Raw genomic sequence first — 21823 nt, 5'->3', positions numbered from 1 at the left:
AAAATGAATGTAGTTATTAGAACAGATGCTTCTCTTGAAATTGGAACAGGCCATGTTATGCGTTGTGTAACATTGGCAAAACAGCTTGAAAGAGAAGGAGCAAATATTACATTTGTTTGTAGAAACTTTCCAGGTAACAGTATTTTATTCATACAGAATCTGGGGTTTCGTGTTTATACTCTGGTCTCACATGAAGATCAGAGCAATTGGAAATGGACACGAGAAAACTGGAAGCACGATGTTGAAGAAACAAAGCAGATATTAAAAAAGTTAAGTGTGAAAACCGACTTACTCATTGTTGATCATTATGGTCTTGATGCAAAATGGGAAAGAGAGCTTCGTTCAGACGTTAAACATATCATGGTTATCGATGACCTTGCTGATCGCTATCATGATTGTGATATACTCCTTGACCAAAATTATTATCTTGAAATGCAAAATCGCTATAAAGGACTAGTGCCGGATTCCTGTATTCAATTATTGGGTCCGAATCATGTCTTGCTTCGTGATGAATTTCTTTCTATTGATCCTCAGAAAATAAAGCGTGATGGAGATATAAATAATATTCTTGTTTTTTTTGGAGGAACTGATCCAACTAGAGAAACGATGAAAACCCTTCATGCCATTCAGGATTTAAAGCGACCTGATATTGAATTCAACGTTATAGTGGGATCGGCAAATCCACAGAAAGAAGTAATTAAGAAAATATGCGATAAAATGTCAAATGTAATATTTCATTGTCAGATAAGTAATATGGCTGAACTAATGGTGGATGCAGACCTTGCTATTGGGGCTGGTGGTTCGACTACATGGGAAAGATGTTATTTAAAGCTACCTTCTATTACAGTTACAGTAGCAGAAAATCAACGTGATATTGCGCATGATGTTGCAAAAAGAGGAGCAACTATTTGGCTAGGGGAAAGCGATCAAGTTACCAAAAATAATATTCAAGAAGAGGTTTTAAAACTACTTGCTACATCGGAAAAAGTAGTTGAAGTGTCATCTAATTGTTTATTTGTATTGAATCCTCATAAGGTAAAAAGACATGAAACAATGAAAAACATTAGGAATTTTATTTATGGGAACTAGTAAGGAAGTGGCTAAAAATGAAAGTCTTATTATTAGGACCATATAGAGAAAATATAATCGAATTTCTTAATACATTTAACGATGTAGTGATTCATAAAGAAGAAAAAATTGAAGAACACGAGTTAATTAAAGAAAACGTTGATTACATTATTAGCTACGGTTATCGTTATATTATACCAAAAAGTGTTGTCAATCTTTATGAAGGTAAAATTATAAATCTTCACATTTCATTTCTACCATGGAATAGGGGAGCAGATCCTAATTTGTGGAGTTTTTTAGAAGATACACCAAAGGGAGTCACCATTCATTACATTGATGTAGGGTTAGATACAGGAGATATTATTGCTCAGCAAAGAGTGGATTTTTTAGAAGATGAAACATTGTCTTCGTCATATCAAAAACTAACAAATGAGATTGAGTCACTTTTCAAAAAAGTATGGCCTGATATTCGGATGGGGAAAAGTATCAGATTCACTCAAATAGGAAAAGGAAGTTATCACAATTCAAAAGAAAAGGATAAATTTATGCACTTATTACATGGCGGTTGGGACACACCAATTAACAGAATAATAAGGGCAGCGAAATGAGGAAGATGAAATGAAAGATATAGCAATAGGAAAGATAAACATTGGTGCATCTCATCGCCCCTTTATTATAGCTGAGATGTCAGGGAATCATAATCAATCATTAGAACGTGCCCTTGAGATTGTAGATGCTGCTGCAAAATCGGGAGCTCATGCTCTTAAAATACAAACGTATACAGCTGATACGATGACCTTAAATATTGAAAACCCTGATTTTGTAATAAGTGATGAAGACAGCTTGTGGAAGGGTAATTCTTTATATAAGTTATATCAGCAAGCTTATACTCCATGGGAATGGCACAAACCGATATTTGACCGAGCACGTGAACTTGGAATGATTCCATTCAGTACTCCTTTCGATGAAACGGCTGTGGATTTTTTAGAAGAATTAGATGTCCCTCTTTATAAAATTGCTTCATTTGAAAACACGGACATTCCTTTGATAAAGAAAGTAGCAGCAACTGGAAAGCCAATGATTGTATCCACTGGAATGGCAACAGTTGCAGAATTGGATGAACTCGTTCGAGCAGTACAAGAAGCTGGTTGTAAGAACTTGATTTTATTAAAATGTACAAGCACATACCCAGCAACTCCAGAAAACACGAATATTTCTACTATTCCTCATATGAGAGAAATGTTTAATGTACAGGTAGGACTCTCTGATCATACTATGGGTACCGGTGTAGCTGTAGCGAGTGTCGCTTTAGGTGCAACAGTCATAGAAAAGCATTTTACTCTGTCTCGTGCAGATGGAGGTGTGGATTCTGCTTTCTCGATGGAGCCTGAAGAAATGAAAGCACTTGTTGTTGAGACTAAGCGTGCATGGCAGGCGCTGGGGAAAGTGACATATGGACCGACAGAAAAAGAAAAAGCTTCTTTAAAATTTAGAAGATCTATTTATGTTGCGAAAGATATTAAAGCTGGAGAAAGATTTACCAAAGAAAATATAAAAGTTATTCGTCCTGGTTATGGGCTTGAGCCAAAGTATTATGAGCAATTATTGAATACTACAGCTAATAAGAATTTAATGGCAGGTATACCTCTATCATTAGAAGAGCTCTATTAAGTGGAGTAATTTATATGCCATTTTTTAAAAAAATTAAACAAAATAAAACGATAGAAAATATCCTATCACTTGGTTCGGCTACATTACTTTCAGCGATCTTTACATTTTTGGTAGGAGTGGCTACAAGAAATATTCTAGGACCGAAGCAGTATGGATATTATTTAGCTATTTCTTTAGCTTTTACATTTATTCCTCTTTTTCAGTTAGGAACCCTTAATGCGATGAACCGTGAAGTGCCTTTTTATTTGGCCCGTCAGAATGGAGAAAGAGTACAGGAAATAAGAAATCTGACTTTCTCCTTTTTATTTACACTTCCATTGTTCTCAGTTGTGCTGTTTATATTGGCAAGTATATCTTTATTTTTCTTCGATATTGATCAGGAATATCAAACAGGTATTTTACTTACTGCACTTATTTCAATTTTCCTTTTCTTATCTGGTTATGTGGAAATGTTTTATAAATCAGAACAAAACTTTAGGGTTGCTTCAAAACTTATGTTCATAAAAAATGTTTCGCAATCTATATTAACACTTATTTTGGTTTTATGTATTGGATATGAAGGATTATTTATCGGAATGCTACTAGCACTTATTATAGAAGTGTATGTTGGACGTAAGTCATTTCAAAAAGTAAAATTAATTTTTGATTTTGAAAAGTATAAAGATCTTGTGAAAACGGGTTTTCCTATTTTATTGGTAGGTCTTGTTTGGAGTATAATGATTGCCAGTGATCGGATTATCATAGCTATTATGATGACTCCAGAAGATGTTGGGAACTACGGGATAGGCATGCTAATTTTTAGTTCAATGATGTTGCTACCCCAAGTTATCGGACAAGTTTTATACCCTAAGATTGTTGGGTTAGTTAGTCAGAAGCAATATAAAGAGATAAAAGATTATTACTGGAAAATAAATAAAATTCTAGCTTTGGTTATGGCTCTTATTGTTTTTGTGGGTTATTTATGTATTCCGTATTTTATTGAATTCTTTATGCCTGAATATGTAAAAGGTATTCAATCTGCACAAATATTAATGTTAGGTATTTATCCGCTTACTCTAGTAGGATTTGCGGCTAATTATTTTAATTCTACAGACAATCAAAGAGTATACCTTTCGATACAGGTAGTATCAATTTTATCCAATGCAGTATTAAGTTTATTCTTGCTAAGAATTGATTTTTCTATTAATGTGATCGCTCTTGCAACAGCTTTTTCTTTTTCTCTATATTTTCTATTAATGAATATAGTCTTTATAAAAAAAGTGAATGTTGATGAGGTAATAAATAGCAAGATATCTGCCGTTATAAACTCTAAAAATAATTAATGGAACAAATTAACGTTCGCATAAGTTTATTATTTAAAAAATTAAAAAGAGTAAAGATGGAAAGAAGATAGTGAGGAAATTATGAATATTTTTATTGGAGTAGCACCAATACAATTATATCAAATACCTTTAATTATTAAAAAAAACCATGATAACAATTATGTATTTATTTTTTCAAAAAAACTTAACAAATCAATACTACAAATAGATAATGCAGAGGTTTATTATTATGATACTTCGAATATTATTAGAAATATAAAATCTTTAGTGAGGTTTAAAATAAAACTTAATGAGATTTTAAGTAATAGAGATTTTAATTTATATATTCCTCACCCTTTTCATCAAGCAGCAAATTATACTGTTTTTTTTAGAAATCCTAAAAACACCTTTTTGCTTGCAGATGGTATTTTAAATTACTCAGAAAAAAAAATAAATTACAAAGATATAATTTATATGATTATAAAAAAAATAATATCAATATTATTAGGTCTAAATTACAAAATATATTTTGGGGGTTTAACAGGAAAAGAATATATTAAATACAAAGAACAAATACCATTATATTTACAAAAAATGGATATATATCAAAATGCTTCGGCAGATGATTGCTTATTTTTGGATCAAGATTTGTCTAAGTTAAATCTCAATGATAAAATAGAATGTTTTTATGATAAAGCAGTAAAATATTTAGTTGAAAGAAAATTCAAAAAGATATTTTATAAGTCTCATCCAAGTGTAAATAATGAAAATAATATTTTTATTAATAAAATAAAAAAACTAACCGACATAGAACTAGAAGTAATTGACGATCCTTCCCCAATAGAATCGGTAATACAAGAATATCCAGTTGAGGAGGTAATTTCTTTTATCTCGAGTCCTTTGATGAATCTAAAAGACATTGATGAAAAATTAATAACAGTTTCAATTACTGGTGAAAAAATACTTAAGGAAATCGGAAGGGAAGAACTTATTGGGCACTTTCAACAAAAGGGAGTACTTTTTTATGAGTGATGAATTCAAATGTTTATAATTTATTGTTTAGTCAATGTGATTTTATTAGTGGTATATGTTTTTATATTGCGGAAAATAGATAACTTCTTTTTTGTTTTTTTTAGTTTGTTTGTGTTTTTTAATATATTGGGATCATTATCAGTTTTGTATATTGAAAAAGGAATTTATATTATTGAACAAGGGGAATATTCTTATTTTACTGGAGCGGCATTTAGATTAAATGTTCTATTAATTCTCCATGCAGTGTTTTTGAGAAAAATTGATCACTTTTTTAGGGGAAAATTAATTAATATAAAAATGACTATAAGTTTAAATGAAATAAATCCGAATAGATTAATTAATAATATATATATCAAAAGTGCATTTTTTATAAGCTTATTATTAATTTCATTAAGCTATATTAATATAATTATTACCGGAAATATCCCTATCTTTAGCTCAGGTTATATATCTAGATTTGATTATCTACAAACTACTGTTTTTTGGAATTTCCTTGCTCCTTTTGGTTCTACAGTTGTTATGGTTCCAATAATAAGTGGATATATTTTCTTAATATCAAAAATGAGTAATAAAAGGACATTTGCTAACTCCCAAATTTTCCTATTGATTTTGTATTTAATATATCTAATATTAATAGGACAAAAATTCGGGGGTATAATATTTGGTGTATATTATTTTTGTATACCAACATTTGTTTATTTTATTATAAACAATAAAAAGGTAATCACAAAAAAAAATATATTAATATTATTAGGCACCATATTATTGGCATTTTCATTAGTTGTTTATCACTATTCAAACTATGCATTAGTTGAACAGTTTGGTGGCCCTCTTGCCTTTATTCTATATAGAGCTTTAGGATTGCAGGGGCATACGTGGTGGGGTATAGATAATCAATTAATGGCTAACAATGAATACTTTGTTTCAAGTAAATTTAATTTTAATATGATGGAAGGTATTATGTTAGCTATTGGAAATAACGATGTCGAAACTGCTATCGAACGAGGTGTGAATTTTACGTTTGGTTTATATCCAGGCTTGATAATGAATTTTGGATATTTAAATAGCTTGATCATATTAATTTTTCTATCTTTTCTATTTTATGTGGTTATTTATATTGTGTTGTACAGTATAAAAAATGGAGTCTATTTTTATTTTTTGTCTGCTTATCTTTATATAACTTTCTACAATTTTATTTCAATAGGTAATTTTAAAGTTTTCTTTGAAATAAAAACTCTTCTTATATTATATATTGTTCTTCTTCTGTATTTAATATCTGCCAAAAAAAGATATGTGAAATTTAGGGGAATAAGAGATTTGGGGTGAAAATAAAAAATGAAAGGCATTATATTGGCGGGAGGCAGTGGAACAAGACTGTACCCACTAACAAAAGCAATATCAAAACAATTACTACCTATATATGATAAACCAATGATTTTTTACCCACTTTCCGTTTTAATGCTAGCAGGAATCAAGGATATTTTAATTATCTCAACTCCTGAAGACACTCCGCGTTTTGAGCAGCTACTGGGAGAAGGATCGCATATTGGTATTTCATTATCTTACGCTGTACAGCCCTCTCCAGATGGTTTAGCCCAAGCCTTTTTGATTGGTGAAGAATTCATTGGGAATGATCATGTTGCATTGATTTTAGGAGATAATCTTTATTATGGCCATGGGCTCACTAGCATGCTCAAGAGTGCTGCTGAGCGAGAAAGTGGAGCTACGGTGTTTGGTTATTATGTGAATGATCCGGAGCGATTTGGTGTAGTTGACTTTGATGAGTATGGTATTGTTCGATCAATCGAAGAAAAACCAGTTGAGCCGAAATCGAATTATGCAATAACAGGTCTCTATTTCTATGATAATCGAGTGATTGATATTGCCAAAAATATTAAGCCTTCTGCTCGTGGTGAGCTTGAGATTACGGATGTTAATAAAGCCTATTTTGAATCTGGGGATCTACATGTTGAAATTTTAGGTCGTGGATTTTCGTGGTTCGATTCAGGAACACATGAATCTTTATTAGAAGCATCTCAGTTTATCGAAACAATAGAGAAACGACAAAGTTTGAAGATTGCCTGTTTAGAGGAGATTGCGTTTATTAAGGGGTATATAGATAAAGACCAGTTACTAGCACTTGCTGAGCCTTTGAAGAAAAATCAATATGGTGAGTATTTAATTCGTTTAGCTAATCGAAAGCAGCCAATTTATCAGTTTTAATTGGGAGGTTTGGTTATGAAAAAAATAGAAACAAAATTACCGGGGGCGTATCTTTTCGAACCAAAAGTGTTCGGAGATCACCGCGGTTTTTTTATTGAGAGTTATAATAAGCAGATATTTAATGAATTAGGGATTAATATTGAATTTGTACAAGATAACCACTCTTTATCACAGCCAGCGGGAACACTTCGCGGCTTGCACTATCAATTGGAACCTAAATCCCAGACAAAGCTTGTGCGTGTGACGAGTGGAGCAATTTACGATGTAATTATTGACATTCGTAAAGGTTCCCTTACCTATGGAAAGTGGCAAGGATTTATTTTATCTGCGAGTAATAATCGTCAATTATTAGTGCCAAAAGGATTTGCTCATGGTTTTTGTACGTTAGTCGAAAATACAGAGGTTCAATATAAAGTGGATGAGCTTTATTCTCCAGAGCATGATCGTGGGATTGCTTGGAATGACCCAACTTTGGCGATTGATTGGCCTACAGCTACACCAATTTTATCAGGGAAGGATGAAATCCATCCAGTGCTTGAAGAAGCCGAAAATAACTTTGTATGGGAGAGTCACAAATGAATCTTTTAGTAACAGGTGGAGCTGGATTTATAGGAAGTAATTTTGTTCATTTTATCCTTGAAAAATATAGCGACTATAAAGTTGTTAATTATGACTTACTTACATATGCAGGGAATTTAGGAAACCTAAGAAGTTTAGAGGGAAATCCAAACTATGCATTTGTCAAAGGTGATATTAACAATCGTAAACTTGTTGAACATATTCTAAAGGAACATAGGATTGATATACTCGTTAACTTTGCAGCTGAGTCTCATGTTGATCGAAGTATTACTGAACCAGATGTTTTTGTGAAAAGCAATGTACTTGGTACTCAGGCTCTTTTAGACGCAGCAAAAGCAAATGGGGTACAAAAGTATATACAAATTTCTACAGATGAAGTGTATGGTTCTTTAGGTGAAAGCGGTTATTTTACTGAGGAAACAACACTCGCGCCGAACAGCCCATATTCAGCTAGCAAAGCTGGAGGAGACATGCTTGTAAGATCTTATTATGAAACATACGGGATGAACGTGAATATTACACGCTGTTCTAATAATTATGGGCCATATCATTTTCCAGAGAAATTGATTCCATTAATGATAACAAATGCAATGGAAGGAAAAGAGCTACCGATTTATGGAGACGGCAAAAATATCCGTGACTGGCTTCATGTAAAGGATCATTGTTCAGCCATCGACTTAGTGATACACAAAGGGGTTCCAGGCGAGGTATACAATATTGGAGGACATAATGAGCGGACGAATAATGAAATTGTTCACCTAATAATTGAAAAGCTTGGTGCTTCAAATCAGTTAATCAAGTATGTGGAAGATCGTCTCGGCCATGACCGCCGCTATGCCATTGACCCAATGAAGCTTATGAATGAACTTGGTTGGAAACCGAAATATACATTTGATACAGGAATTGTAGAAACGATTCAATGGTACAAGGATAATCAAGAATGGTGGAAGGATATCAAAACTGGATCATATATGGATTACTACAATAAACAGTATGGTGAAAATAAATGAAGGTCATTGTAACAGGTGCAAAAGGGCAACTGGGTACTGATTTAGTATGGATGCTTGAGAGTAATGGCTATGAAGTATTTGGGTATGGGAGAGAAGATCTGGATATTACGAATATCAATCAGGTAAATGAGGTCTTTATTAATATAACCCCTGACGTAGTGATTCATGCAGCTGCCCACACAAAAGTTGATTTAGCGGAGTCAGAACCAGATCATGCATTTTTGGTTAATGCTATCGGAACAAGAAATGTATCAGTAGCTGCAGAAAAAATTAACGCAAAATTAGTGTATGTTAGTACAGATTATGTTTTTGACGGAACAGCAAGTGACCCAATCAATGAGTTTAAACTATCGAATCCACTTGGTGTTTATGGAGAGTCAAAGCTAGCCGGTGAGAAATTTGTCCGAAATTTCCACTCGAAATTCTATATTGTCCGTACATCTTGGGTGTACGGCAAGTATGGAAATAACTTTGTGAAAACAATGTTAAAATTGGGTGAGGAAAAGAAAGAGTTATCAGTAGTTGACGATCAAATTGGGGCACCGACTTATACAGTGGATCTAGCCGAAAGAATTATCGACTTAATACAGACAGAAAAGTACGGTGTTTACCACATTTCCAACTCAGGACAATGCTCGTGGTTTGAATTTGCAAAGGCGATTTTTGAAGAGTCGGCAATTGATGTAAAGGTGGTGCCTTGTACAACAAAAGACTTTCCGAGACCCGCACCTCGTCCTAGCTACTCAGTGTTAGATCATATGGGATTGAGATTGAACGGTTTTAAAGAAATGCCATTTTGGCGAGATTCGTTAAAGAAATTCTTAATGACAAGTAATTAAAAGTAATTTAATAGTAAGGAAGAATGAAATGAAGACTGTTTCGGTTATTATTCCCACTCTAAATGCGGAGCAGGATCTTAAGAATCTGCTTCCTTTAATTCCTAAAAGAGAAGATATTGAAATTATTGTTATAGACTCTTCTTCTAACGACCATACAAAGGATGTTTCTATATCTTACGGTGCTCAGGTTATTGAGGTTGAACGAAGGAATTTTAATCATGGTGGAACAAGAAATCTTGCAGCAAAAGAAGCAAGAGGGGAAATTATTGTTTACCTGACCCAAGATGCTATTTTGTTTGATGATAAAAGCATTGATAAATTAATAAGTGCTTTTGCAGACGAGAATGTAGGAATTGCTTATGGAAGGCAATTACCCCATAAGAATGCACAAGTTTTCGGAAGCTTTGCACGTACCTTTAATTATCCAGAACAAACTTTAATAAAGAGGCTAGAAAATAAAAAACAATATGGATTGAAAACGGTATTTACATCGAATTCGTTTGCAGCTTATCGGAAGAGCATATTAGATGAGATAGGGGGTTTCCCAATCAACATAATCTTGGGAGAAGATATGTATGTTGCAGCAAAAGCAGCTTTAGCTGGGTATTCTATTGCTTATATGGCAGAGGCAAAAGTGTTCCACTCACATGATTATACAGTCAGGCAGGAATTTCAAAGAAACTTTGATATTGGTGTTTTTCATGATCGTGAGAAGTGGATATTAGATGAATTTTTAAGTCCAGAAGGAGAAGGCTTGAAATTCGTATTGACTGAATGGCGATATTTAAAAGAAATCAGGAAGCTTCACTTATTACCGTTATCTATTTTGCGTAATGGTGCCAAACTTGTGGGCTACAAGATGGGAAGAAATCATAAAAAATTGTCCCCCGCATTGAGGAGGAAAATTAGTATGTATAAATCTTATTGGAACTACAATTGATATATTGAATCTGATCGAGGTCCTGGAATTCATAATTTGAGTGTCTGTGCAAAACTCGAATTATTTTGTTTCATGGTTTTAGCCTAAGTTCAGTTATGTAATTAAGCTAAAGTTTTTTATTGAGAATATTACCAAGTGCAAGTAAATTATTGCTGATTGTCAGACTGAGTATTCTCATTCAAGACACTCATTAAGAAAATACGGTTTCACATGTTTGGCCTGTGATTCATGACCATTAATATAAAGCTGGAAAGTATCTTATAAGAAAATCCTTGCAGATATTAATTTCAGCAAGGTTTATTTAACTTGTCATGAAATGGGGATGATAGCAAATGATATTAGTAGTAGGCGGAGCTGGCTACATTGGCAGCCATCTTGTTAAAGAATTAGTAGAATCAAAAGAAGTTATCGTTTTGGATAATCTTTCAACGGGACATGAGGAAGCAGTAGATAAGCGCGCGGTTTTTGTAATGGGTGATCTTGGGAATGCAGTAGATCTTGAAGCGGTTTTTTCCAAATATCCAATTAATGCCGTTATGCATTTTGCAGCTAATAGTTTAGTAGGAGAATCTGTTGTTGATCCGATCAAATACTATGAGAACAATGTGGCAGCCACTCTTACTCTTTTGAGAGTGATGTTAAAACATAACGTGAAGAACTTTATTTTTTCTTCAACGGCAGCTACGTATGGGGTTCCCAATGTAGAATTAATTTATGAATCTTGTGAAACGAATCCAATTAATCCTTATGGAAGATCAAAGCTGATGATTGAACAGATTCTAGCTGATTACGCGAGAGCATATGACCTCAATTACGTTGTATTACGTTACTTTAACGCAGCTGGGGCTCATGCATCAGCTGAAACTGGAGAGAGTCATGATCCAGAAACACATTTAATCCCAATCGTACTTCAGCATTTAGCAGATGCTAGAGAGAAAGTTTCTGTATTTGGATCGGACTACGATACGCCTGATGGAACATGTATCCGAGATTATATCCATGTTACAGACTTGGCCAGAGCACATGTATTGGCTTTAGACTCCTTATTTGAAGGGAAAAAGAATACTGCTACTTATAATTTGGGCAATGGACTAGGATATTCTGTTAAAGAGGTCATTGAGACTTGTGAAAGGGTTACAGGGGTAAACGCACATGTTGTGATGGCTAATAGACGTGAAGGAGATCCAGCAAGATTAGTTGCTTCCGCACAGAAGATCTACAAAGAACTTGGCTGGAAAGCGGAGAAAGGTTTAGAGGAGATAATTGAGAGTGCTTGGAATTGGCAACGGAATCAGAAGTATTAAGTATACTTCACTGTTGTTTATTGAATAATTTTTTGCTCTGGATATTTTACAAATGATTAGATTGTTGGGGTGATGAGTATGGATAAAAATGAATTATCTATTCCAGATAAAATTATAAAGAATTCAATTCAAGATGATTTGTTAAAGAAATATAGTAAGAACACAGTAATTAGAGGGTTAATTCAGGCTGTCCCTTATGGAGCGGTAGTTGATAACTTATTAACTGTTTCATATAACAATATATTACTAGATAGGGCAAAAATTTTCTATGATGAATTAGGGATGGGGAGAATTGAATTAACTCCTGATTTAATTAAAAATGAGGATTTCCTACATTCATATTTTTCCACATATAAAGCGGCTCTTTTTACTAAGCAAAGAGAAAAAATCCGATTTTTTGCAAGGTTACTTAAAAACGGCATGTATTCTCGAATTATAAGTAAAGCAGATGAATATGATGATTATTTAAAGATTTTAGATGATTTAACAAATCGTGAATTAACAATTTTATATCTTCTTGATACATATGAAAGTAGGAATGAAATCAAAGAAAATGAAAATGAATTGCAAAGAGCTGACTCTTTTTGGAACGAATTTGAAAAAGAAACATCTCAGGTATTAAATATATCTCCTGCCGAGTTAAAAGGTTTTTTAACAAGAATTGAAAGGACAGGATGTTATACAGCAATTACAGGTGCTTATTTTGGTTACACAGGAGGAAGAGGTCATTTAACCGAAACATACTTTAAGTTAAAGGAATTAATACATATAAAAGATGAAGATCTAGTATATTATCGGAAATTGTAAAATGGAGTGGGGAGTCTCTGTTTTTGGTGCCTAATCATTGCCATACTAAGTTGAAAGATTTTTGTCCAAGGTGACTAGCAGAGTATAAAAGAAAGTCAATGGAGACAATTAGCTCAATAAGTTGGAACTGAAAATCTATTATTCGTTATGGAAGAGGAAGCGAAATTTACACAATAGGTTATATTTATCTTTATAAAATTTTTAGTAAACATTTTGAAATTGATGCATTCAAGTACTAGCTCGATATAGAGTGTCGGGAATTAAAGCACATTAGATTCATCATCATTTGATCAGCAAGTACACCCAAATCTTATTTCAAAATTAAGAGGAAAAGACTAAAATAATAGCGATTTGTTTAGCGTGGTCACTAAAATAAATTCCAATTTCAAGATTATTAGGGAGAGAGAATAATGAGTTACTGTCAAAATTGTGAAGAAGTACAAATTGAGGAAAACAAAATTTTGTAATAATTGTGGTATTGAATTTTCTAACGACAGCTACTTCTCTGATAAGGAAATGGTAGGGAAAATTACTGGACTTATGAAATTTGGAGCCTATGTTGAATTGCGTGATGGTACTATTGGAATAGCAAAAGGTGACTTTAAGAATTTTAACTTAAAAATAGGACAAAGAGTAATTGTAAAAATTATCAGCAAAGAAGATGGTAAGATTTTTTTAGATATGGATCCTTTTAAACAGGTTCACCAAGAAAATAATTATAAACAAATAGTGGAAACTTCAAAAAAAACATTCGTAACTTACATAAAAGAAAACAAAAATTATCTATTAGATGCAGCGAACCTAATGCTTGATATTAGTAGTCCAAGGGCTTTGGCAAAACGGGCAATAAAAAAATTAAAGGATTGAACACTAGATTTCCATCACAGAAATTCCCTAGCCATAATGTTAGAAAAGGTAACCCCCTCCGCTCTCGACCAAAGAATGTAGGGAAGTTAACTTCTTTTTAACAAGCGTCAATATTAATTGGTCAGCCGCTCTTCTTGCTGCATGTAGTTGCATTGATAAGGTGTTCTCATAACTCAATCATTTATATTAAATAATGATTATTTGGTACTATATCTTAAATTGCAAACAACCCTTTGAATCAAGTATTGGCTCTACATAATTAAAGTATTTGTACAATAGGGGGAGAAAGGAATGAATGTTGCATTATTAAATGATTACGAGATTGACATCGAGAGATTAGGTACAGAATTAGAAGAGCTGGGCTATGAACGGAATGAACATCATTTCACCCCAATTTTTTTATTCGATAGTTATTGGTTAGCTTATGAATCTGAAATTAACCATGTTTCTCTAGTAGACGGAGAATTATTGTGTGTCAGTCAAACGAGGCAAGATTCCTTATGGACCGAATTTATAAGAGGATTGGAACCGAATCTGAAAAATGCTTTACTGAATCATCGTCCTTTTAATCTTCAAGTAAAAAGCATGTTTTACTTTGCTCCTCACGAACGCGAAATTAATATTATCAGATTTTTGCAAGAGAATGATAACCCCAAGAAGACCAGGACCGTGTACAAACCAATAAAAGTACCATTGGAAAAAGCCTTAACAATTAATCATGAACAATCTAATTTTATTTATACTGACGAGAATGAAGATGGGTATCAGGAAGAGTTTAAAAGACAACTTGAGCTGATCCATCAACAACAGGAAATTCTTCGAAAGCAAGAAGAGTCTGAAAGAGCTAAAAAGGAAGAAGAGGAACGGAAACAAAGAGAGTTTGCCAGAGCTTGGGAAGAAGAACGAAAGAAAAGAGCAGTTCAAAATAAAATGGATTATTATGATAGCACACTGGATGTTCCCTTTACAGGACGCAGCCAGCAGCAGATGGATGCAGACTTGAAAAGGGATATGGAATCCTTACAAAGGAAAAATTCATCTGACAGTCCTTATTGGTATAAACAAGTGATACAGCATATGTCGAAACATTATGGAGTAGATGGTGAGGTCGAGAAAGATCTACAGCGTATTGAAAACGGTCAAAAAAATGAAACAGCGGCAGCTTCAGATACTTTAGAAAATGATCAAACTCGCGAAGCAAGAAACAATTTAGCATCCAGACTTCCAAGTAGGAAGGTTGAAGAGATTTTAAATCATTATGTAAATGGTGAAGCTTATTTTATCGGGGACCAAAGGAAATGGAAAGAAACGGTGTTAAATTCTTTTGAGCTCATTTATCACAATAAGATATCAATCCCACAGTTACTGCAAAAAATAAAAGGGCAAGGAATTGAGTTCAAACAATCTGAAAAAATCATGTCTTATCCAATAAAAGAGTATGTGCAGTTTATTAGTAAGAAAGTCAAAAAGGATATTGAGCTATAAAAGTCGAGTTGATATAAATAGGAATTGGTCTGTATAGTGTATAGTGTGATTTATAGAGTTTGCAGATATAACAAGTATCGGAGATTAAGTAAGTAAGCTGAATGATAATGGTGCCCGTGAATGGCTATTTATGCTAATCACGGGTATCAAAGGGACCTAAAGATGCCCTGTTTTTCAAAAAATCAGGTTATTTCCAATAATCCCATATAATCATCCAGTCCTTTTCTTCTTGCACCACAAAGACATCCTGATGAAGCGAAAAGTTTCCATACTTCCCTTTGTAAACCTGAATGACCTGCACTTTATAGACAACATTGAACTCTTGCTTTTCGTTAGAAGGCTGCCATTTCTTCTCCTTCTCTGGCTTTCCCATTGAATATGTGAACGTTTCCACTCCGAAGTGATTCATAAATACATGCGCTCGATCCTGCAAATAATGCCCTTTTGGGAACTTCTGTTTCATAAATGGATGGAACATTTCCCATGACCCAGCGAAATTCCCCTCTTGCTCATATTGATAAAATTTATCTACTGCTTTCCATGCCTGAACGCTTGACGATCGAAAAAGACCGTTCAGGAAAAGCCAAAGTATCACAACTATTAAAAATAGGGGGATAAAAATTGCTATTCTATGACCGTATCGCCTCATGAACAAATAACCCCCCTTGGAAAAAAGCTGCTTGCTCAAGTATATTCCGTTAGAGGGTTGTTTAGTATGGAAGTCTTGTGACTCTCTTTTTTCTTACCTTTCTTTTCTCTTCTAAAGGTTACCGAAATTAAAAAACGCTGTCCGGCATACCCGAACAGCGTTTACTTGCAATTATTGTGTCAATTGATTTTCCAGCACAGCCATAACAACAACCTGTACTACCACAGAGAAGCTGCTAGCATCTAATGTTGCATTTAGCACTTCATCTACAGCTTTTTGGCCGTTAGGAGAAAGTTGTTTGTAAGATTTATAAACCTTGCCATCTTCTAAAACCTTTGCACCTAATAATGTGTTAACTTGGTCTGTTTCTTCTTTTGTTAAAGTAAAGCCTTGATCTAGAAGGGAAGTAATTCCACGAAGGAATTCTGTTGTTTCTTTACCTTGTACTGTTTTTAAAGAAGCTTTGTTTGCATCAACAGCTGTAACTACTCCACCAAGGAATTGCTCAACTGTTGTATTGCCAGCCTTCACTTTTTGAGTTGCTTCTTCAAAGGCTGTTCTCACAGCAGCACTTGCATTTAGAACGTTTTGAAGTTCCGCTTTGTTAAAGCCGTTCCCTCTATTTACAATAACGTCTCCAGCAATAGCTGCTTTACGAGAGTCTACAGTAATTTTATTATAAGCTGTTAAATCGAAACCATAGTTCTCTAATGCAACCTTTACAGCTTCTGCGCTGTTTGAGTTAGCTAGTACAGCTTCTAATTCTTTGTTTAATTGAGAGGCTAAATCTGACTTTTGTTTAGCATTTTCAACTTTTTTCAAGAATTTAACTGCGTTTGTCACACGAGTTTCTACTTCTTTGTCAATGTTCTTGTCTAATCCTTTTTGTAGGCGATCTAATTCAATTTTTGTACTAACTGGATATAATGATTGTGCAATAACCGTTTCAGCTGATTTTTTGAACTCGTCACGTACTAAATCACGAGTAGATTGGCCGTATACACGATCAAGGATGATCGCTTGTTTACGAATAGCTGTTGAAAGATCATGATAAGCTTTTACTGTTGTCTGATCTACACCTTTTGCCAACGCATTTGTTAATTCATCTTTTTGCTTCTCAATTTTCTTACCAGCTGTAATGGCATCAATTAAATTTAATGAACGTGTGTAGTACTTGTTTACTTCATCAAGTCTAGCTGAAAGAACTGTTTTCTCTTTGCCAGAAAGCTTGGAAACCGCCGTTTTTGCTGATTGTAAGGCAGCTTTCGTGTCGTTAAACAACTTCATGTTTGGATAATCCACTACATTTTTAGGATAAGCTGTTTTGCGGTACTCAACAGAAATCTCCCATTTTAAAGCACCAGAAAGGTTTTCTGCCTTCTTTACTAAATTTTCGGCATTAGAGGCCGCGCTCGAAGCAGTAGGGTTAACTGTTACTACTGCAGCGCTAGCAGCTAATGTTGTCGTAGCTAAAATAGCCGCTAAAGATTTTTTCTTAAGTGACATACTACATCCTCCTAAAATTATACTATTCTGACCATTATGAAAAAAGGGGACCTTTATCATATGTATTGGTCGTTCTAGTAAACTATTATATCATTTTAAATACCTCCAAAATACACAATTTCCGATAATTGGTGAAAAATTGTAAAAAATTGCGAAGATATATGTCTGGATATAACAAGATATGATAGAATTTGTAGAAGTATGAGTTATGAGGGGAAGAACAAATCGAATGAAAAAATGGAAAATTGTACTCATTTCACTTGTTGTTATTTTACTTTGCGGTGCAGGTGCTGCCTATTATTTTATTAACATTAAGGAATATGATGTGGCTGACGAAGAAGTGAATGAATTAACAGATACTGAATATAAAGTAGAAATCCCGACACTTGAGGAAATCGAGTCCAATGAAGAAACAGTTGATGAGGATGAAAAGGGAAATGGCGCAAGTACGTCAAGTACAGAGTCTAGCTTCGAAAGTGCAAATTCAAACGATGATAATAGTACCGGTACTCAACAGAAAACCACCACGAACTCTAGTAAAACATCAGAAAAAACACCTACAGGCACCGTATCTGTTGAATCCATTAAAAAGAGATACGAATACGCATTTGCGCAGCTTGAAGACCAAGCAACCGGCAGGGTCGATGCATTAATTGGACGGGCATATAGTGAGTATAGCGGGAAGAAAGGCAATGGGGAAGAAATCTCCTTCAGTTATTTTTATGTGAAGTATTCTAATGCTGGAAAATCACTTGAGGCAAAAACAGATGAAGCCTTTAACGCTGTATATAGTCAGCTTCAAAAAGAATTGAAAGCAAGTGGCTACAGTGTTGAACATGCTGAAGAATACCGTCAAGCTTACAATAAGGCAAAAGAAGCAAGACGTTCTGCGATAATGAAGAAGGCTATGGCGGTTCTGTAAGTTTATTATTAGATAGATGTTATAGTCGACCAAAATAAACGCATGGATCTTTTCTAAGTCCATGCGTTTAGTATATTCATTACTTTAATTCTAGGTGGTTTTTTAGCGAATATTAAGTTAAGTTATGCTATATGTATTTACTTTGAAGGTGTATATAAATACATTACATTCCAATCTATCATGAAAGCATTACTTGCATTATTGTAGGTTTCTGAACCCAAAGCCAATACCTTACCGTTTGGAAGCATAAATAATTTTGGGGCATTAGATGGAATCTTTATTTGTTCTAGCTTTTTTGTTTTAAGAGAATACAAATATCCATTTGGCTTATTGTCATCAATAACACCAGTAATTAAAACCTGTCCATTCTGCATTTCTACAGCATCTGCTAATCCTAAATGACCGAATGTAAATGGTTTAAACTCTTTAGTATCAAAATGATAAATACCAGTTCTAAATTGAGTGATAGAGAAAATTGATCCATCGGACAGATAAAAGAATTTTTCAGATACATTTAATTCAGATTGAATATCATGTACAGACCATGTGTTATTCTTATGATCATAAATTTCTAATGCTGAGGCTACTTTTCTGCCCATAAAAGTACTTTCATTTAAAGGTACACGTCCACCGATCGAAAGTATTTTTCCATCTTTCAGAGGAAGGAAAGAGAAACCGCCAAAGTTATTAGAATACTCCATAATGGCCCCTTTAGACCATTTGTTCGTCATTGGATCATAGATTTCTACAACAGTCTCTCCATGATTCTCTCCTCCAGCTGCCAAAACCCTGCCGTCTTCTAATACAACTGCTTGAACAGAGATCCCTCTAGGAATATTCAAATTGCCTGTTAAACTCCACTTATTGGTTTTTGGATTATAGATTTCAGCTCTTTGAAAGTAAGTGGCAGGAAAAGTTCCGTTAAATCCAGTAAATACTAAAACGCGGCCATCCGGAAGTAAAACTGGTGAAACGATGTCATGTTTTTGAATCGTTGGTGCAGCTTTAGACCATTTATTTGTATTGTAGTCATAAATAAAGGAACTTTGATCATCTATAATCATGACTTTTCCGTCTTTTAATTGAATAGTCGTCTGAGTTGATATTCCCTTATTAATATCTATATTTGGATTAATCTTTTTCCATTGAGATTCGTTCTTCAATTGTGCTAATTTAGCCTTAGAGGGTGTTTCATATTTGATCCGATCAGATTTTTGAACAAAGAGTCCTCCGCCTAAACCGTAATATTGGCTCCCATTTACAACTTTGTTTGAGTATACTCTAAACTCTTCACCTTTTTTAAGCCCCTTACCCTGTGTTAGCGTGTCACCATCTATCTTAGTTGTGTTGACATTGGTTAGTATGGTTACCTTTCCTATTTGTCCTTCCTTTAATTCAGTTTTCCCCCACATTACTTTTGCTGAAACTGCATTTTCCGAAAATAATAATAAAAAGACAGTTAAAAAACTTATCAATATGACCTTTCGATTTTTCATAATACTTCCTCCTTTTATCATTAAAGTTATATTTTACTACTTAGATAGGAGAAAAGACTACTATTTTGAAGTTATATCAATCTTGTATTCCCCTATTTATCTCCTTTTCTAGCAGCATCAGGTTATTTGCATTTTTGGGGTTTAGAGGGGTAATATTAGCTTGTTCAGATTTGTTTGCATTTTTTCTCTTTTAAAAGGATTAGGAATAGCGCTCCCCTAATTGATAAGTTATTGTTGTAGGATAATTGTCGTATTATGTAACATTTTTGTAAAATTTAGATAAGTTTTATTGACTATTTATTTTATGTTCATTACTATATAAATTGTAAAAAGTAATGGTAACTTTGTTTTTAAAAATTTGATAAAGGCAAACTCATTGAAAGATGAGGACGCAAAGCCATGGGTCTGTCGTTCGCTTAGCTATTGAACTATGATCGCCAGGTTGCCAATTAACTTTATATAAGTAAAGTGATGGCTGCTCTCTTTATCAGGGACGGCTATTTTTGTGCAACGATTTTAGGACAAGTGAATTTTATTCGTAAAATATGGCGGAAATGATAGAAGATGTAGCTTATATTGCTGAACAGGCCGAGGAAATACACAAAATGTGGCTGCTTCAGCAAAGAAACAAATACCTTCATGGAAGAAATATCGTCCTCAGCGGAAACTTTGATTACAATGGCTCAAAACCTATAGTAAGTAATAAATAGATTTAAAGCGTAGAATCAAATTTTTCATGTGTCATTATTTTATAAGCATTTATTATATAGAAAAGGATGTAATGTTAAATGCTAGATTCCATAGGTGGAGTATCACGCTACGATTTTCTGTTACGCCAATTTCAATATGAGAGTATCACGGAAGAAATTCAACAATCGTTAGATAGACTTTGCTTTTATTTATACAACCATACTAACGTTCATTATTTTTCGTTTGTTAATGAGAAGATCTTGATCGCTTATATAAAATATCATCGATCCCTCAATTTTGAAATCATTTCCTTTAAGCAAACAATCAGGGATGTTAATAATTTCCTCCTTTTTTTAAGGAACAATAAACATGATAATAGTCATCAAAAAATTGATTTATCCATTGGAAATTTTAATCTTTGGACTAGGTTGTAGCTAAGGTACTTTCCCATTCCTAAAAAGTTTAATCAAACGTTTGATTGAACAGACTCAATCCCTTGGCCTGTATGACTTTGAGGGGATTTAATCAAACGTTTGATTAATATGTATGTTCGTATTTTTATATCAACGTATACCAATTGACTAATTTTGATAAATGTCATGATTTAAACTTAGGGAGAGTCTGTCCTGTTAGTGCAAGAGCGGATTAAACAATCGTTTGATTGAACAGTCTCAATCCCTAGTCCTGTATGGTTTTGAGGGATTTAATCAAACGTTTGATTAATATTAGGTATGCATTTATGTTTTCCATAAGGCTCAGCGCCAACTTTTTAAACAAACGTTTGATTGAACAGTCACAATCCCTTGTCCTTCATGGTTTTGAAGGATTTAATCAAACGTTTGATTAATATGTATGTTCGTATTGGTCTGTAATACCTGGGCCTAAAGAGTCTATCCCTCCGTCCCACTAAGGCAAGTGGTTGCCTTTCTTCTTTCGTTTCTTCATACGATGATCATGACCATTTATAATAAAGAATATAGAATCTCTCGTCATTTCCTCTAAATGTTCTGCTCTTTTGATTTTGCAGTTGAAAGAGGATAGTTTCGCTGGGATGGTTATGGTTTGGCCGTTACTGAACGTGATTGTTGTTTGGTTGTTGAGGCTGATTGTTCTCTTGATGTGAACGGGGTTAAACCAGGTGCACTCTTCGTGTAGAGCTGATTTGGTCGGGAACAAGACAATTCTGTGGATGGGGTTGACCAGAACGGGGCAATGATGGACATTGCCCAACAGTCGCTTGGATGTTATCATAGCACCTTTTAGATCATAGCCGATGCAGCGAATGCTTTCATCAAGAATTTCTAGTGGGGATTGATCGACCATAAATGTTTTCCTAGTTTCTGTGACAAGTGTGCACATTTTTCCATAGCGATCAAAATAACCTGTCATGCTCATCAATTGTTTCGTTATCGTATAGCGGGATCTCATAAACAA

The 21823-nt window shown here is 34.0% G+C and carries 20 protein-coding genes and 1 riboswitch; of the genes, 16 read left to right on the top strand and 4 right to left on the bottom strand.

The features are described 5' to 3' along the window. Nucleotides 1-3 precede the first annotated feature (3 nt). The 15 genes from pseG (at nucleotide 4) to RRV45_RS20345 (ending at nucleotide 15126) form a co-directional block, all read left to right on the top strand. Nucleotides 4-1089: a UDP-2,4-diacetamido-2,4,6-trideoxy-beta-L-altropyranose hydrolase gene (gene pseG / locus RRV45_RS20415; RefSeq protein ID WP_315666485.1), complete on the top strand. Its 1086-nt coding sequence runs from the start codon at nucleotides 4-6 to the stop codon at nucleotides 1087-1089. Between the two features lie 17 nt (nucleotides 1090-1106). After that, entirely contained in the window at nucleotides 1107-1676 is a 570-nt protein-coding gene (locus RRV45_RS20410; RefSeq protein WP_315666484.1) for a formyltransferase family protein, read from the top strand. Between the two features lie 10 nt (nucleotides 1677-1686). Further along, nucleotides 1687-2739 (top strand): pseudaminic acid synthase, encoded by a 1053-nt coding sequence (gene pseI / locus RRV45_RS20405; RefSeq protein ID WP_315666483.1) that lies wholly within the window; start codon nucleotides 1687-1689, stop codon nucleotides 2737-2739. 14 nt (nucleotides 2740-2753) lie between these two features. Further along, on the top strand, nucleotides 2754-4061 hold the full coding sequence (locus RRV45_RS20400) for a lipopolysaccharide biosynthesis protein (RefSeq protein ID WP_315666482.1): 1308 nt from the start codon (nucleotides 2754-2756) through the stop codon (nucleotides 4059-4061). An 81-nt stretch (nucleotides 4062-4142) separates the two neighbouring features. Next, nucleotides 4143-5072: a polysialyltransferase family glycosyltransferase gene (locus RRV45_RS20395; protein ID WP_315666481.1), complete on the top strand. Its 930-nt coding sequence runs from the start codon at nucleotides 4143-4145 to the stop codon at nucleotides 5070-5072. Nucleotides 5073-5216: 144 nt separating this feature from the next. Further along, on the top strand, nucleotides 5217-6398 hold the full coding sequence (locus RRV45_RS20390; protein ID WP_315666480.1) for a DUF6418 domain-containing protein: 1182 nt from the start codon (nucleotides 5217-5219) through the stop codon (nucleotides 6396-6398). Nucleotides 6399-6407: 9 nt separating this feature from the next. After that, complete coding sequence (rfbA, locus tag RRV45_RS20385; RefSeq protein ID WP_315666479.1) at nucleotides 6408-7295, top strand: glucose-1-phosphate thymidylyltransferase RfbA; 888 nt, start codon at nucleotides 6408-6410, stop codon at nucleotides 7293-7295. Nucleotides 7296-7310: 15 nt separating this feature from the next. Further along, entirely contained in the window at nucleotides 7311-7874 is a 564-nt protein-coding gene (rfbC, locus tag RRV45_RS20380) for a dTDP-4-dehydrorhamnose 3,5-epimerase (RefSeq protein WP_315666478.1), read from the top strand. Further along, entirely contained in the window at nucleotides 7871-8884 is a 1014-nt protein-coding gene (gene rfbB / locus RRV45_RS20375; RefSeq protein ID WP_315666477.1) for a dTDP-glucose 4,6-dehydratase, read from the top strand. The genes rfbC and rfbB overlap by 4 nt, the downstream gene beginning before the upstream one ends. Continuing rightward, nucleotides 8881-9723, top strand: coding sequence for a dTDP-4-dehydrorhamnose reductase (rfbD, locus tag RRV45_RS20370; protein ID WP_315666476.1), 843 nt, complete (start codon nucleotides 8881-8883; stop codon nucleotides 9721-9723). The genes rfbB and rfbD overlap by 4 nt, the downstream gene beginning before the upstream one ends. 28 nt (nucleotides 9724-9751) lie before the next feature. Continuing rightward, nucleotides 9752-10663 carry a glycosyltransferase family 2 protein gene (locus RRV45_RS20365; RefSeq protein ID WP_315666475.1) on the top strand — a complete coding sequence of 304 codons (912 nt, stop codon included), beginning with the start codon at nucleotides 9752-9754 and terminating at the stop codon, nucleotides 10661-10663. Between the two features lie 332 nt (nucleotides 10664-10995). Next, nucleotides 10996-11967, top strand: a complete 972-nt coding sequence (gene galE, locus RRV45_RS20360) for a UDP-glucose 4-epimerase GalE (RefSeq protein WP_315666474.1) — start codon at nucleotides 10996-10998, stop codon at nucleotides 11965-11967. A gap of 78 nt (nucleotides 11968-12045) precedes the next feature. Continuing rightward, nucleotides 12046-12774, top strand: a complete 729-nt coding sequence (locus RRV45_RS20355; protein WP_315666473.1) for a hypothetical protein — start codon at nucleotides 12046-12048, stop codon at nucleotides 12772-12774. Nucleotides 12775-13218: 444 nt separating this feature from the next. Next, the gene (locus RRV45_RS20350) at nucleotides 13219-13641 is read left to right on the top strand and encodes a hypothetical protein (protein ID WP_315666472.1); all 423 of its coding nucleotides are present in this window, start codon (nucleotides 13219-13221) and stop codon (nucleotides 13639-13641) included. Between the two features lie 291 nt (nucleotides 13642-13932). After that, the gene (locus tag RRV45_RS20345) at nucleotides 13933-15126 is read left to right on the top strand and encodes a hypothetical protein (protein ID WP_315666471.1); all 1194 of its coding nucleotides are present in this window, start codon (nucleotides 13933-13935) and stop codon (nucleotides 15124-15126) included. A gap of 187 nt (nucleotides 15127-15313) precedes the next feature. On the opposite strand, the gene RRV45_RS20340 is transcribed toward RRV45_RS20345, so the two are convergent. Next, nucleotides 15314-15775: a hypothetical protein gene (locus RRV45_RS20340; RefSeq protein ID WP_315666470.1), complete on the bottom strand. Its 462-nt coding sequence runs from the start codon at nucleotides 15773-15775 to the stop codon at nucleotides 15314-15316. Between the two features lie 171 nt (nucleotides 15776-15946). Beyond that, nucleotides 15947-17281: a hypothetical protein gene (locus tag RRV45_RS20335; protein ID WP_315666469.1), complete on the bottom strand. Its 1335-nt coding sequence runs from the start codon at nucleotides 17279-17281 to the stop codon at nucleotides 15947-15949. A gap of 229 nt (nucleotides 17282-17510) precedes the next feature. On the opposite strand from RRV45_RS20335, the gene RRV45_RS20330 reads away from it, so the two are divergent. Beyond that, nucleotides 17511-18203, top strand: coding sequence for a hypothetical protein (locus RRV45_RS20330; protein WP_315666468.1), 693 nt, complete (start codon nucleotides 17511-17513; stop codon nucleotides 18201-18203). 137 nt (nucleotides 18204-18340) lie between these two features. Here the strand turns inward: RRV45_RS20330 and RRV45_RS20325 are convergent, their stop codons facing one another. Next, complete coding sequence (locus tag RRV45_RS20325; RefSeq protein ID WP_315666467.1) at nucleotides 18341-19699, bottom strand: Kelch repeat-containing protein; 1359 nt, start codon at nucleotides 19697-19699, stop codon at nucleotides 18341-18343. A 356-nt stretch (nucleotides 19700-20055) separates the two neighbouring features. Next, a riboswitch (cyclic di-GMP riboswitch) is annotated at nucleotides 20056-20149 on the top strand. Nucleotides 20150-21295: 1146 nt separating this feature from the next. Next, nucleotides 21296-21817: a competence protein ComK gene (locus RRV45_RS20320; RefSeq protein ID WP_315669104.1), complete on the bottom strand. Its 522-nt coding sequence runs from the start codon at nucleotides 21815-21817 to the stop codon at nucleotides 21296-21298. Nucleotides 21818-21823 lie beyond the last annotated feature (6 nt).

Origin of the sequence: Bacillus sp. DTU_2020_1000418_1_SI_GHA_SEK_038, assembly GCF_032341175.1 — a bacterium.
Lineage (GTDB): Bacteria > Bacillota > Bacilli > Bacillales > Cytobacillaceae > Cytobacillus.
Note: the sequence above shows the minus strand (reverse complement) of the source record. Positions and strands in the feature narration are given on the sequence as shown.

What these genes read in the sequence shown, in the direction of transcription:
- pseG (WP_315666485.1), top strand. Translation starts at nt 4, where the DNA reads ATGAATGTAGTTATTAGAACAGATGCTTCTCTTGAAATTGGAACAGGC.
- RRV45_RS20410 (WP_315666484.1), top strand. Translation starts at nt 1,107, where the DNA reads ATGAAAGTCTTATTATTAGGACCATATAGAGAAAATATAATCGAATTT.
- pseI (WP_315666483.1), top strand. Translation starts at nt 1,687, where the DNA reads ATGAAAGATATAGCAATAGGAAAGATAAACATTGGTGCATCTCATCGC.
- RRV45_RS20400 (WP_315666482.1), top strand. Translation starts at nt 2,754, where the DNA reads ATGCCATTTTTTAAAAAAATTAAACAAAATAAAACGATAGAAAATATC.
- RRV45_RS20395 (WP_315666481.1), top strand. Translation starts at nt 4,143, where the DNA reads ATGAATATTTTTATTGGAGTAGCACCAATACAATTATATCAAATACCT.
- rfbA (WP_315666479.1), top strand. Translation starts at nt 6,408, where the DNA reads ATGAAAGGCATTATATTGGCGGGAGGCAGTGGAACAAGACTGTACCCA.
- rfbC (WP_315666478.1), top strand. Translation starts at nt 7,311, where the DNA reads ATGAAAAAAATAGAAACAAAATTACCGGGGGCGTATCTTTTCGAACCA.
- rfbB (WP_315666477.1), top strand. Translation starts at nt 7,871, where the DNA reads ATGAATCTTTTAGTAACAGGTGGAGCTGGATTTATAGGAAGTAATTTT.
- rfbD (WP_315666476.1), top strand. Translation starts at nt 8,881, where the DNA reads ATGAAGGTCATTGTAACAGGTGCAAAAGGGCAACTGGGTACTGATTTA.
- RRV45_RS20365 (WP_315666475.1), top strand. Translation starts at nt 9,752, where the DNA reads ATGAAGACTGTTTCGGTTATTATTCCCACTCTAAATGCGGAGCAGGAT.
- galE (WP_315666474.1), top strand. Translation starts at nt 10,996, where the DNA reads ATGATATTAGTAGTAGGCGGAGCTGGCTACATTGGCAGCCATCTTGTT.
- RRV45_RS20355 (WP_315666473.1), top strand. Translation starts at nt 12,046, where the DNA reads ATGGATAAAAATGAATTATCTATTCCAGATAAAATTATAAAGAATTCA.
- RRV45_RS20345 (WP_315666471.1), top strand. Translation starts at nt 13,933, where the DNA reads ATGAATGTTGCATTATTAAATGATTACGAGATTGACATCGAGAGATTA.
- RRV45_RS20340 (WP_315666470.1), bottom strand. Translation starts at nt 15,775, where the DNA reads ATGAGGCGATACGGTCATAGAATAGCAATTTTTATCCCCCTATTTTTA.
- RRV45_RS20335 (WP_315666469.1), bottom strand. Translation starts at nt 17,281, where the DNA reads ATGTCACTTAAGAAAAAATCTTTAGCGGCTATTTTAGCTACGACAACA.
- RRV45_RS20330 (WP_315666468.1), top strand. Translation starts at nt 17,511, where the DNA reads ATGAAAAAATGGAAAATTGTACTCATTTCACTTGTTGTTATTTTACTT.
- RRV45_RS20325 (WP_315666467.1), bottom strand. Translation starts at nt 19,699, where the DNA reads ATGAAAAATCGAAAGGTCATATTGATAAGTTTTTTAACTGTCTTTTTA.
- RRV45_RS20320 (WP_315669104.1), bottom strand. Translation starts at nt 21,817, where the DNA reads ATGAGATCCCGCTATACGATAACGAAACAATTGATGAGCATGACAGGT.